Annotated in this window: 11 protein-coding genes; 10 read left to right on the forward strand and 1 reads right to left on the reverse strand. The window is 63.3% G+C overall.

Translation table 11 applies throughout. The annotated features are described in order from the left end of the window. Positions 1-88: 88 nt before the first annotated feature. Positions 89-1,114: an Ldh family oxidoreductase gene (locus DM807_RS09840; RefSeq protein ID WP_179027327.1), complete on the reverse strand. Its 1,026-nt coding sequence runs from the start codon at positions 1,112-1,114 to the stop codon at positions 89-91. 141 nt (positions 1,115-1,255) lie between these two features. Between DM807_RS09840 and DM807_RS09845 the strand changes: the two genes are divergently transcribed. The 10 genes from DM807_RS09845 (at position 1,256) to garD (ending at position 12,188) form a co-directional block, all read left to right on the forward strand. Next, positions 1,256-2,128, forward strand: coding sequence for a MurR/RpiR family transcriptional regulator (locus tag DM807_RS09845; protein WP_012271971.1), 873 nt, complete (start codon positions 1,256-1,258; stop codon positions 2,126-2,128). Positions 2,129-2,150: 22 nt separating this feature from the next. Next, positions 2,151-2,903, forward strand: a complete 753-nt coding sequence (locus tag DM807_RS09850) for a transporter substrate-binding domain-containing protein (protein ID WP_012271970.1) — start codon at positions 2,151-2,153, stop codon at positions 2,901-2,903. 173 nt (positions 2,904-3,076) lie between these two features. Beyond that, complete coding sequence (locus tag DM807_RS09855) at positions 3,077-3,796, forward strand: ABC transporter permease (protein WP_012271969.1); 720 nt, start codon at positions 3,077-3,079, stop codon at positions 3,794-3,796. Further along, positions 3,793-4,503, forward strand: a complete 711-nt coding sequence (locus DM807_RS09860; RefSeq protein WP_012271968.1) for an ABC transporter permease — start codon at positions 3,793-3,795, stop codon at positions 4,501-4,503. The genes DM807_RS09855 and DM807_RS09860 overlap by 4 nt, the downstream gene beginning before the upstream one ends. A gap of 16 nt (positions 4,504-4,519) precedes the next feature. Further along, positions 4,520-5,764, forward strand: a complete 1,245-nt coding sequence (locus tag DM807_RS09865) for an NAD(P)/FAD-dependent oxidoreductase (protein ID WP_012271967.1) — start codon at positions 4,520-4,522, stop codon at positions 5,762-5,764. A gap of 22 nt (positions 5,765-5,786) precedes the next feature. Beyond that, entirely contained in the window at positions 5,787-6,569 is a 783-nt protein-coding gene (locus tag DM807_RS09870) for an amino acid ABC transporter ATP-binding protein (protein ID WP_179027328.1), read from the forward strand. A 458-nt stretch (positions 6,570-7,027) separates the two neighbouring features. Beyond that, positions 7,028-7,837: a gamma-glutamyl-gamma-aminobutyrate hydrolase family protein gene (locus DM807_RS09875; RefSeq protein WP_179027329.1), complete on the forward strand. Its 810-nt coding sequence runs from the start codon at positions 7,028-7,030 to the stop codon at positions 7,835-7,837. Positions 7,838-8,175: 338 nt separating this feature from the next. Further along, the gene (gene kdgD / locus DM807_RS09880) at positions 8,176-9,087 is read left to right on the forward strand and encodes a 5-dehydro-4-deoxyglucarate dehydratase (RefSeq protein WP_012271964.1); all 912 of its coding nucleotides are present in this window, start codon (positions 8,176-8,178) and stop codon (positions 9,085-9,087) included. Between the two features lie 104 nt (positions 9,088-9,191). Continuing rightward, positions 9,192-10,556 carry an MFS transporter gene (locus DM807_RS09885; RefSeq protein ID WP_069943320.1) on the forward strand — a complete coding sequence of 455 codons (1,365 nt, stop codon included), beginning with the start codon at positions 9,192-9,194 and terminating at the stop codon, positions 10,554-10,556. A 78-nt stretch (positions 10,557-10,634) separates the two neighbouring features. Continuing rightward, the gene (gene garD / locus DM807_RS09890; protein ID WP_012271962.1) at positions 10,635-12,188 is read left to right on the forward strand and encodes a galactarate dehydratase; all 1,554 of its coding nucleotides are present in this window, start codon (positions 10,635-10,637) and stop codon (positions 12,186-12,188) included. Positions 12,189-12,193: the final 5 nt, after the last annotated feature.

A 12,193-nucleotide genomic window follows, 5' to 3' on the forward strand; every position in this document is an offset into this window, starting at 1 on the left:
CCTGAGCATACCCGGAGTGCAGGCTCAGGAACATCCACTATTGTGCAAGGTTGTCTATGCAACATTGCATGGCCCGACGGTGCAGGGATCAGCCAAGCAGCTCTTTCAGGCCCTGCAACTCCTGCTCGGTCACCGCCACCCCTTCCTCCTCGGCCACCTCCCGCTCGCGGTAACGCCGCTCGCCCGGCATGCGCGCCAGCCCTACGGCCTGCATCTGCTCCACCAGTTCACGGCTGCGCTGGGCAAACCGCTCGCCTTCGGCCTTGCTGGGGTCGATGAGGATGATCAGTTGCCCGGTCCACGGCGTCTTCGCCCCCGGGTGCCCCGACCAGTCGAACTCCCAGGAGAAGTGCCCGCCGGTCAACGCCGCCGCCAGCAACTCGACCATCATCGAAAGCGCCGAGCCCTTGTGCCCGCCAAACGGCAGCAAGGCGCCGCCTTCCAGAATCGCCTTGGGCTCGGTGGTCGGTTCGCCATTGGCATCCACGCCCATGCCTTCAGGTAGCTGCTGGCCAGCCCGCGCAGCAATCTGCACGTCGCCATGGGCCATGGCGCTGGTGGCCATGTCGAAGACGATCGGGTCATGTTCGGCGCAAGGCGCGGCAAAAGCGATGGGGTTGGTGCCAAACAGTGGCTTGCGCGCGCCATGTGGCACCACGCAGGTCATGCTGTTGACCACGCTGAGGGCAACCAGGCCCTCTTCGGCGAACGGCTCTACATCCGGCCACAGCGCGGCGAAGTGGTGCGAGTTGTGGATTGCCAGCACGGCGATGCCGGCGTTGCGCGCCTTGGCCACCAACAGTTCTCGGGCCGCCGCCAGTGCCGGCTGGGCAAAACCACCCGCGGCATCGACACGCACATAACCAGCAGCCACGTCGCTAACCTTGGGTGTGGCCTGGCCATCGACCCAACCGCTGGCCAGGGTCGAAACATAACCGGGCATGCGGAACACCCCATGGCTATGAGCGCCATCACGCTGGGCGCTGGCGCAGTTGTGGGCCAGCACCCGAGCCACGGCCTCGCTGCAACCATGGCGCTGGAAGATGGCCTGCAGCAGGCCCTGCAGCTCGGAAAAGGGCACGCGCACAATGGTGCTGGTGGAGGGTGCGGACATCTGAAGCTCCTTGTTGTTTTGGATTGGCTACAGCGTTGCAACGACAAAAACTTTCCTGCATGTGACAGCAATCTGTCAAATGTTGACTTGATGACAGAAAACATTCATTTTCTTCCCAAGCCTTACCCCTGGAGCCGCAGCATGAGCCAACCGATCAAGCAACGCCTGGAAAACAGCCTCGAAGGGGCCGCTGCCTCGGGTCGCAAGATCGCCACCTACATGCTCGCCAACCTGCACGAACTGCCGTTCCAGACTTCAGCCAGCATTGCCGCCAAGCTGGGCGTCAGCGAATCGAGCGTCGGGCGGTTCTGCCGCTCATTGGGTTATGCCCACCTCAAGGCGCTTAAGCAAGACCTGCAGAACGATCTTGGCGATGGCCCATGGCTGGTGGGTGATCGCCTGCAAGATTACCGCCAGAACCAGGACGCCAGTGACAACGCCGGCAGCCTGGAGCTGGAAATCGCCGCCTTGGTGCGCGTGCACGAATACCGCCAGAGCACGGCCTGGCACACCGTGGCGCAACGCCTGGCGAGCAAGCCCAGGGTGTTCATCGCCGGTTTCCAGACCGAGCGTGGCATCGCCATGTGCATGAGCCACTTGCTGCAATACCTGCGCGATGGTGTGCAGCTGGTCGACATCAGCGCTGGGCACTTCGGCGAAGTGCTGCTGGGCCGCGCCGAAGACAGCGCCCTGGTGGTGTTCGAGGCGCGCCGCTATTCCCGCCACGCCCTGATGCTGTGCCAGAAGGCACGCGAGGCTGGCATTGCGGTCACCCTGGTGACCGACACCTTCTGTGACTGGGCCGATGCCAATGCCGACGAGGTGTTCCGCATCCCCACCGAGTTCAATCTGTTCTGGGAATCCACCTCGACGATGCTGTCGTGGGTGCACCTGATGGTCAACGAGGTCTGCAAGAAGCTCGGGCCGGATGTTGAAAAACGCTTGGAAGCGACTGCCGCTCTACATAACGAATTCGTCGGCTACACCTCGTGGTCGACGGGCAAACAACAATAGCAAGAGTGCAATGAGGTGCGAGATGAACAAGTCCATGGCCTTGGTGGGTGCGTGCGCCCTGCTGCTGGCGGGTGCCGCCAGTGCCGAAACCCTGCGTTTCGCCACGGAGGGTGCCTACCCGCCCTTCAACTATGTAGACGCCGATAACAAGCTGCATGGCTTCGATATCGACATCACCCATGCCCTGTGCGAACAGATGAAAGTGGAATGCACGCTGGTGGCCCAGGACTGGGAAGGCATCATCCCCGCCCTGATGGCACGCAAGTACGACGCAGTGGTGGCGTCAATGATCGACACCGAAGAGCGGCGCAAGAAAATCGCGTTCACCGACCACTACTACCGCACGCCACTGACCGTTGCGGTGGCCAAGGACAGCAAGATCGACAGCGCCCAGACCGACTTTGTCGGCTACACCGTCGGCGCCCAGTCGTCCTCCACCCAGGCCATCTACGCCGAAGACGTGTATGGCAAGGCCGGTGCCGATGTGAAGCTGTACCCAACCATGGACGAGGCCAACGCGGACCTTGCCGCAGGCCGCCTGGACGGCGTGATTGCCGACAAATTCCCGCTGCACGAGTGGATGAGCAAGAACGGCGGGGACTGCTGCAAGATCCTCGGCGATGTGGCCGACACCAAGGCCGATGCCGCCATTGCCGTGCGCAAGGACGACGAAGCCCTGCGCCAGCGCCTGAACACCGCGCTACAACAGATCGTGGCCAACGGCACCTACCAGAAGATCGCCAGCAAGTACTTTGCTTTCGATATCTACAACTGATCTTCAGGAAACTGCGCAATCCCTGTAGGAGCGGCCTTGTGTCGCGATAGGGCCGCAAAGCGGCCCCGGCGTTCTTCGCGGCGAAGCTGAAAATGTGGGGGCGCTACGCACCCCTATCGCGACACAAGGCCGCTCCTACAAAGAGACCGCGTTGCCCATCTTAGGGGTTCGTCATGCTCGATCAATTGTCCTTGCTGTCCTTCGCCAGCGGAGGCTGGGGCCAGGCGTTGCTGGCCGGCGCGCTGGTTACCGTTTCCCTGGCCCTGGCCTGCCTGCCCATCGGCCTGCCACTGGGCCTGGTGGTCGCCCTGGCGGCGCGCTCGCGCAAGCGCCTGCCACGGGCCTGGGCCACTACCTTTTCAACCGTGTTTCGCGGCCTGCCCGAGCTGCTGACCTTGCTGATCATCTATTACGGCTGCCAGATCGCCGCGCAGAAGATCCTCGCCGCCATGGGCTACGAGGGTGAATTCCTGATCAACACCTTCCTCGCCGCGATGATTGCCTTCAGCCTGGTATTTGCCGCGTTTTCCAGCGAGATCTGGCTGGCGGCCTTCAAGACCCTGCCCAAGGGCCAGCTGGAAGCCTGCTCGGCCTTGGGCCTGAGCAAGCGCACCGGGTTCTTCAAGGTGCTGCTGCCACAACTGACCCGCATCGCCCTGCCCGGCCTTTCCAACAATTGGCTGTCGCTGCTCAAGGACACCTCGCTGGTGTCGACCATCTCACTGGTCGACCTGATGCGCCAGACCAACCTGGCGGTCAGCGTGACCAAGGAGCCGATGTTCTTCTACGGCGTCGCCTGCCTGGGTTACCTGCTGTTCGCGGCACTGTCCGGGCGCGTGTTCGCCTACATCGAACGGCGTAGCAACCGCCACCTGCTAGGAGCACGCGCATGAGCCTCGATCAACTGCTGGCGCTGGTACTCGACCCCGACCTGCTGGAGCGCTACGGCCCACGCTTTCTCGACGGTTTGCTGGTAACTGCCAAACTGGTGGCCATTTCCTTCACCCTGGGCGCCGTGCTCGGCCTGCTGCTGGCCCTGGCACGCATGTCGCGCAGCCTGGTGCTGCAGCGCATGGCCGCCGGTTACGTGTACTTCTTCCGCGGCTCGCCACTGCTGGCGCAGCTGTTCCTGCTGTATTACGGGCTGGGCTCGCTCAAGGGCTTCTGGCAGGACGTCGGCCTGTGGTGGTTCTTCCGCGAGGCGTGGTTCTGCACCTTGCTGGCGTTCACCCTGAACACCGCCGCCTATCAAGCCGAGATCTTCCGCGGCAGCCTGATGGCCGTTGCGCCCGGCCAGCATGAGGCGGCACGGGCGCTGAACCTGAAACGCTCGACCACCTTCTTCAAGGTGATCTTGCCGCAGTCGCTGCTCGTGGCCATCGGCCCACTGGGCAACGAACTGATCCTGATGATCAAGGCCAGCGCGATTGCCTCGCTGGTGACCATCTACGACCTGATGGGCGTGACCAAACTGGCCTTCTCGCGCAGTTTCGACTTCCAGATCTACCTGTGGGCGGCCGTGCTCTACCTGGTGATCGTCGAGCTGGTAAGGCGCCTGCTGAAACACTTGGAAGGCCGCTTGGGCCGCCACCTGAACTGACCGAAGGATACGTTCCATGCATTGCCAGACCCTTGTCCTCGGCGCCGGTATCGTCGGCGTCAGCACCGCCCTGCACCTGCAGGCCCGCGGGCGCCAGGTGATTCTGATCGACCGCGACGAACCGGGCAGCGGCACCAGCCACGGCAACGCCGGGCTGATCGAGCGCTCCAGCGTCATCCCCTACGCCTTCCCCCGGCAACTGGGCGCGCTGCTGCGCTATGGCCTGAACCGCCAGCCCGATGTGCGCTACAGCCTGGCGCACCTGCCCAAGGTCGCACCGTGGCTGTGGCGCTACTGGCGCCAGTCGGCGCCCGGCCGCCTGGCCGGGGCCGCCGCCGATATGCTGCCGCTGGTACAACGCTGCGTCGAAGAACACGACGCGCTGATCGAAGCGGCCGGCCTTGAAGGGCTGGTGCAGGCCAAAGGCTGGATCGAAGTGTTCCGCGACCCTGCGCTGTTCGAGCAGGCCAAAACTGACGCCAAGGGCCTGAGCCGCTACGGCTTGCAGTTCGAGATACTCGAATGCGGGCAACTGCAGGCACGCGAGCACCAGTTGGACGCCACCGTGGTCGGTGGCATTCATTGGCTCGACCCAAAGACCGTGAACAACCCCGGCGCCCTCACCCGTGGCTATGCCGCGCTGTTCCTGCAGCGCGGCGGGCAGTTCCTGCATGGCGATGCGCGCAGCCTGCGCCAAGCCAACGGCCAGTGGCGGGTAGAAAGCCGTCGTGGCCCGGTTACCGCCGACGAGGTGGTGGCCTGCCTCGGCCCGCAGTCGGCGGACCTGTTCAGCGGCCTGGGCTATCAGATTCCGCTGGCGATCAAACGTGGCTACCACATGCACTACAGCACCCGCGACGGCGCACAGTTGGAGCACTCGATCTGCGATACCCAGGGCGGCTACGTGCTGGCGCCGATGGCGCGCGGTGTACGCCTGACCACCGGCATCGAGTTCGACGCAGCCGGGGCGCCTGGCAACCAGATCCAGCTGGGCCGTTGCGAAGCCTTGGCGCGCAAGCTGTTCCCGGCCCTCGGCGAGCGGCTGGACGACACCCCATGGCTGGGCCGTCGCCCGTGCCTGCCCGACATGCGCCCGGTGATCGGCCCGGCACCGCGCCACCCGGGGCTGTGGTTCAACTTTGGCCACGCCCACCACGGCCTCACCCTGGGCCCGGTCAGCGGCCGGCTATTGGCCGAACTGCTCACTGGCGAGCGCCCCTTCACCGACCCCGCGCCCTACAGCGCGACCCGTTTCGACTGAACCCACGCGGGAGAAAAACAACATGACCGCACCACTGAGCCTTGCCACCCTTGCCCCCGAACCCGACCCGCGCCCGGTGCTGATCCGTATCGAAGGCCTGAACAAGCATTACGGCGCCTTCCACGTGCTGCGTGACATTGACCTGCAGGTGCGCGAAGGCGAACGCATCGTGCTGTGCGGGCCCTCCGGCTCGGGCAAGTCGACCCTGATCCGCTGCATCAACCGCCTGGAGATTGCCCAGCAGGGCAGCATCCAGGTGGATGGCATCGACCTGTCAGCCACCACGCGCGAGGCCGCGCAGGTGCGCAGCGACATCGGCATGGTGTTCCAGCATTTCAACTTGTTTCCACACATGAGCGTGCTCGACAACTGCCTGCTGGCCCCCACCAGCGTGCGCGGGCTGTCACGCAAGGACGCCGAGGAGCGGGCACGCATGTACCTGAGCAAGGTCGGCATCGAAAGCCAGGCGCACAAGTACCCCAGCCAGTTGTCCGGTGGCCAGCAGCAGCGCGTGGCCATCGCCCGGGCGCTGTGCATGAAGCCACGGATCATGCTGTTCGACGAGCCTACTTCGGCGCTGGACCCGGAAATGGTCGCCGAGGTGCTGGATGTGCTGGTGCAGTTGGCCGGCACGGGCATGACCATGCTGTGCGTCACCCACGAAATGGGCTTTGCCCGGCAGGTAGCCGAGCGCGTGCTGTTCCTTGAGGGTGGGCAGATCATCGAAGACAACCCGCCGCAGGTGTTCTTCAACCAGCCGCGCACCGAGCGGGCCAAGGCGTTTCTGGCGCAGATACTGCACTGAATGGAGGTCTGATGCGTGTGGGAGCGGCTTTGCGTCGCAAAAGGGCTGCGCAGCAGCCCCAGCAATGTGCATCAGTGCTGAAATCCGGGGCCGCTTTGCGGCCCTTTCGCGACACAAGGCCGCTCCTGCAAGGACCGCGCTTGCCTCGAGCGCCTTGCTCATTGCACCGCTGCAAAGACCCAACTGCATCGTTAAATATTATTGACCAACGCCCCCGCCAAACCCACGCCACCACAGGCCCGCATCGGTTTCAGCCCCCAAAAACCGGCGCATCCCCCGCATTAAAGCCCTCTTCCGTCGTTTGACATATCGAACGGCTCTGGCAAGCTATCTACATGCCCCGACCGGAATCGTCGCCTCTGACGAGCCGGCAGTGCTCGGGGCTACAGGCAGCACCCAGAGCCCCGCGCCGTGCGCCTGCACAACAACGACAGGTTGAACCTGTCCCAAGGTGACATATGTCCAACAGCAACATTGGCAACAAGCAACCTTCCCTGCGCAAACCCGTCGTCCTGATGACCATGGGCAGCCAAGAGCGCAAAGGCCATGACTATCAGGTCATGACCCACAAATACATCACCCCGCTGGTCGAGTTTTCCGATTGCCTCCCGGTACTGGTGCCCACCTGCTGCGGCATTGAAGACCTCGAGACCTACCTGGACATGGCCGACGGCGTGTACCTGACGGGCGCTGGCAGCAACATCGACCCGGCCCTGTATGGCCAGGAAAATGAAACCCCAGGCAAGGGCCAGGACCAGAACCGCGACCTGTTCGACATCCCACTGGTCAAGGCGGCGATCAAGCGTGGCCTGCCAATCTTCGGCATTTGCCGTGGCATGCAGGAAATCAACGTGGCCCTGGGTGGCGACATCTACCAGAAGGTCTACGCCGAGCCTGGCTTCAATGACCACCGGGAAAACCCGGAAGACCCGGTTGAAGTGCAGTACGCCCAAGTACATGGGGTGAAGATCCAGCCGGGCAGCTGGCTGCGTGACACCCTGGGTACCGACGAGATTCGCGTCAACTCGCTGCATGGCCAGGGCCTGCACAAGCTCGGCGCCGGTATCGAAGCTATCGCCCATGCCGAAGATGGCCTGGTTGAAGCGATTCACGCGCCGAGCATTTCGCCGTTCCTGTTCGCCGTACAGTGGCACCCAGAATGGCAAGCGGCGAAGAACCCTGATTCGATCAAGATCTTCCAGGCTTTCGGCGATGCCTGCCGAGCCCAGGTACGCAAGGCGCAGGTCAAGCGCCAGCACGCTGCCTGACATTCAGTTTCCTCTGCTTTGATCGCGGGGCGGCGCAAGGTCGCCCCCGTTTCCCCGGTCACCCTCTGCTGGTCCCAGAACACTTCCCGTGGAATCGGGCGGCGGGCTCGTGCCTGTCTCCGCGATCGTTTTTTACCCCTTCCCACCTAAGAGATACGATGACCAACATGCGGTCGCCGTGTCATTTTTAGCGCCTGCGAGATCGAGCGGCGCCCCCTCCAGACCGGCGCACACAAATTTTTCTGCAAGGAGGGCTAGTCATCGCTTAAGTTGTACGATAACTTACCTCTAACGCAGAACAACACCCTTCACCCAAGCGCCACAGGATGCCAACAACAATGAATCCACAAGAACTTAAATCCATCCTCTCCCACGGCCTGCTGTCTTTCCCGGTCACCGACTTCAACGCCCAGGGCGACTTCAACCCGGCTGGCTACATCAAGCGCCTGGAGTGGCTGGCCCCGTATGGCGCCAGCGCCCTGTTCGCCGCTGGCGGCACCGGTGAGTTCTTCTCCTTGGCCGCCAGCGAGTACAGCCAGGTGATCAAGACCGCCGTCGATACCTGCGCCACCTCGGTTCCTATCCTCGCGGGTGTTGGTGGGTCCACCCGTCAGGCCATCGAATACGCACAAGAAGCCGAGCGCCTGGGTGCCAAGGGCCTGTTGCTGCTGCCGCATTACCTGACCGAAGCCAGCCAGGACGGCGTAGCCGCACACGTAGAAGCGGTGTGCAAATCGGTGAACATCGGCGTGGTGGTGTACAACCGCAACGTCTGCCGCCTGAACGCCGACCTGCTGGAAAAACTGGCCGAGCGCTGCCCGAACCTGATCGGCTACAAGGATGGCCTGGGTGATATCGAGCTGATGGTGTCGATCCGTCGCCGCCTGGGCGAACGTTTCAGCTACCTGGGTGGCCTGCCGACCGCCGAAGTGTATGCTGCTGCCTACAAGGCCCTGGGCGTGCCGGTGTACTCCTCCGCGGTGTTCAACTTCGTGCCGAAGACCGCCATGGACTTCTACAGCGCCATCGCCCGTGACGACCACGCTGCCGTGGCCAAGCTGATCGACGATTTCTTCCTGCCGTACCTGGACATTCGCAACCGCAAAGCCGGCTACGCCGTGAGCATCGTCAAGGCCGGCGCCAAAATTGCCGGTTACGACGCAGGCCCCGTGCGCACCCCGCTGACCGACCTCACCGCAGAAGAGTACGAGATGCTCGCCGCGCTGATGGACAAGATGGGCCCGCAGTAAGCCCTGTCCGCGGCCTGCCAGATGCCGCGCCCGGAGTGGGCCAGCCCCACTCCGGTTACAATTCGTGAGCCCGCACAAAAATAACTAGTGGGAGTATTGCCAGCATGCAAGCGACTAAAAAGACGCATGTGCGCTACCTGATCCTGTTCATGCTTTTTCTGGTGACCACGATCAACTATGCCGACCGCGCTACCATCGCCATCGCAGGCTCCAGCCTGCAGAAAGACCTCGGCATTGACGCCGTAACCCTCGGTTATATCTTCTCCGCCTTCGGATGGGCTTACGTGGCTGGCCAGATTCCTGGTGGCTGGCTGCTCGATCGCTTCGGTTCCAAGAACGTCTACGCCTTCAGCATCTTCACCTGGTCGCTGTTCACCCTGTTGCAGGGTTTTGTCGGTGGCCTGCCGGTTGCCTGGGCGGTTGTCACCCTCTTCACCTTGCGCTTTCTGGTTGGCTTCGCCGAAGCCCCGTCGTTCCCGGGCAACGCACGCATCGTCGCCGCCTGGTTTCCGACTCAGGAGCGCGGCACTGCCTCAGCCATCTTCAACTCGGCGCAGTACTTCGCCACGGCGCTGTTCGCCCCGATAATGGGCTGGATCGTGTTCAGCTTCGGCTGGGAGCACGTGTTTGTCGTCATGGGTGCACTGGGTATCGTGTTCTCCATGGTGTGGCTGAAAACCATCCACAACCCGCGCCAACACCCACGCATCAGCCAAAGCGAGCTTGAGCACATCGAGCATAACGGCGGCCTGGTGGACATGGACCAGAAGCGCGGCAACGACGGCCCGAAATGGGGCTACATCAAGCAACTGCTGACCAGCCGCATGCTGCTGGGCGTGTACCTGGGCCAGTATTGCATCAACGCTATCACCTACTTCTTCCTTACCTGGTTCCCCGTGTACCTGGTGCAGGAACGTGGCATGACCATTCTCAAGGCCGGCTTCATCGCCTCGCTGCCGGCGGTCTGCGGTTTCATTGGTGGCGTGCTGGGCGGCGTGATCTCCGACTGGCTGCTGCGCCGTGGCAACTCGCTGACCTTCTCGCGCAAACTGCCAATTGTCTGCGGCCTGCTGCTGTCGACCACCATGGTGTTCTGCAACTACGTCGATGCCGAGTGGATGGTGGTTGGCTTCATGACCCTGGCGTTCTTCGGCAAAGGCATTGGCGCGCTGGGTTGGGCGGTGGTGGCAGACACCTCGCCGAAACAGATCGCCGGGCTGTCCGGTGGCCTGTTCAACACCTTCGGCAACATCGCCTCGATCACCACCCCTATCGTGATCGGCTACATCATCAGCGCCACCGGCTCGTTCAAATGGGCGCTGGTGTACGTGGGCGCCAACGCGCTGGTGGCGGTGTTCAGCTACCTGGTGATCGTCGGCCCGATCAAGCGTATCGAACTGCGCGACGACGCCCCAAAGCCACAGGCTGAGCCTGCCGCCAATGGCGAACTGGCCAGCTCGCGCCACTGAGTGAACACGCCCGCCCCGGGGCAACCGGTGCGGGCAGATGTACAAAAAGCCTGAGAACCTGACAAGTAGGGCCCAAACATGCAGTTGATCGAACATTCCGACTCGCCGCGCTACGTCCGCCTGCACGACGACGATAACGTCGTGGTGGTGGTCAACGACGGCGGCCTGGGCGAAGGCGCCCACTTCGCCGACGGCCTGACCTTGGTCGAAGGCGTGCCACAAAGCCACAAGGTCGCAACCAAGGCCATCGCCAAAGGCGAGCCCGTGCGCCGCTACGGGCAAATCATCGGCTACGCGCTGGAGGACCTACGCCAGGGCAGTTGGGTGCAGGAAAGCCAACTGGCCATGCCGGCCGCCCCGGAACTGGACAGCTTGCCGCGCTGCGACGCCGTCCCACAACCGCTGCCGCCACTCGAAGGCTTCACGTTCGAAGGCTACCGCAATGCCGACGGCACCGTTGGCACCCGCAACATCCTCGGCATCACCACCACCGTGCAGTGTGTGACCGGCGTGCTGGAGCATGCGGTCAAGCGCATTCGCAGCGAACTGCTGCCCAAGTACCCCAACGTCGATGACGTGGTAGCCATCACCCACAGCTACGGCTGCGGCGTGGCCATCAACGCTCGCGACGCCTACATCCCGATCCGCACCGTGCGCAACCTGGCCCGCAACCCCAACCTGGGTGGCGAGGCATTGGTCATCAGCCTCGGCTGCGAAAAGCTGCAGGCCGGCCAGGTGATGCACGACAACGACCCGTCGGTAGACCTCAGCGAGCCATGGTTGTACCGCCTGCAGGACGCCAGCCTGGGCTTTGTGGAAATGATCGAGCAAATCATGGAGCTGGCAGAAACCCGCCTCAAGAAGCTCGACCAGCGCCGCCGCGAAACCGTACCGGCCAGCGAGTTGATCCTCGGCATGCAGTGCGGTGGCAGCGATGCCTTCTCGGGCATCACCGCCAACCCTGCGCTGGGCTACGCCGCGGACTTGCTGGTACGTGCCGGTGCTACGGTGCTGTTCTCGGAAGTGACCGAGGTACGAGACGCCATCTACATGCTGACCTCGCGCGCGCAAAACCAAGACGTTGCCGATGCCCTGGTGCGCGAAATGGACTGGTACGACCGCTACCTGCAGCAAGGGGCCGCCGACCGCAGTGCCAACACGACGCCGGGCAACAAGAAAGGTGGCCTGTCCAATATCGTCGAGAAATCCCTGGGGTCGATCGTCAAGTCGGGCAGCGGCGCTATCCAGGGCGTGCTTGGCCCAGGCGAGCGGGTAACGCGCAAGGGCCTGATCTTCTGCGCCACCCCGGCCAGCGACTTCGTCTGCGGCACTTTGCAACTGGCCGCCGGCATGAACCTGCATGTGTTCACCACAGGCCGAGGCACCCCTTACGGGCTGGCCATGGCACCCGTGGTCAAGGTGTGCACGCGCACCGAACTGGCCCAGCGTTGGCCCGACCTGATCGATATCGACGCCGGGCGCATCGCCACAGGCCGTTCGACCATCGAAGAGCTGGGCTGGGAACTGTTCCATTACTACCTGGACGTGGCCAGCGGCCGCAAGCAGACCTGGGCCGAGCAGCACCGGCTACACAACGACATCACCCTGTTCAACCCGGCACCGATTACCTGATGCCG

The sequence above is a fragment of the Pseudomonas hunanensis genome, from assembly GCF_013393325.1.
Lineage (GTDB): Bacteria > Pseudomonadota > Gammaproteobacteria > Pseudomonadales > Pseudomonadaceae > Aquipseudomonas > Aquipseudomonas putida_P.

Excerpts from the sequence above, each read along its gene's own strand:
- garD (WP_012271962.1), top strand. The coding sequence starts at position 10,635 with ATGCAGTTGATCGAACATTCCGACTCGCCGCGCTACGTCCGCCTGCAC.
- DM807_RS09870 (WP_179027328.1), top strand. The coding sequence starts at position 5,787 with ATGACCGCACCACTGAGCCTTGCCACCCTTGCCCCCGAACCCGACCCG.
- DM807_RS09840 (WP_179027327.1), bottom strand. The coding sequence starts at position 1,114 with ATGTCCGCACCCTCCACCAGCACCATTGTGCGCGTGCCCTTTTCCGAG.
- DM807_RS09875 (WP_179027329.1), top strand. The coding sequence starts at position 7,028 with ATGTCCAACAGCAACATTGGCAACAAGCAACCTTCCCTGCGCAAACCC.
- kdgD (WP_012271964.1), top strand. The coding sequence starts at position 8,176 with ATGAATCCACAAGAACTTAAATCCATCCTCTCCCACGGCCTGCTGTCT.
- DM807_RS09860 (WP_012271968.1), top strand. The coding sequence starts at position 3,793 with ATGAGCCTCGATCAACTGCTGGCGCTGGTACTCGACCCCGACCTGCTG.
- DM807_RS09865 (WP_012271967.1), top strand. The coding sequence starts at position 4,520 with ATGCATTGCCAGACCCTTGTCCTCGGCGCCGGTATCGTCGGCGTCAGC.
- DM807_RS09845 (WP_012271971.1), top strand. The coding sequence starts at position 1,256 with ATGAGCCAACCGATCAAGCAACGCCTGGAAAACAGCCTCGAAGGGGCC.
- DM807_RS09855 (WP_012271969.1), top strand. The coding sequence starts at position 3,077 with ATGCTCGATCAATTGTCCTTGCTGTCCTTCGCCAGCGGAGGCTGGGGC.
- DM807_RS09850 (WP_012271970.1), top strand. The coding sequence starts at position 2,151 with ATGAACAAGTCCATGGCCTTGGTGGGTGCGTGCGCCCTGCTGCTGGCG.
- DM807_RS09885 (WP_069943320.1), top strand. The coding sequence starts at position 9,192 with ATGCAAGCGACTAAAAAGACGCATGTGCGCTACCTGATCCTGTTCATG.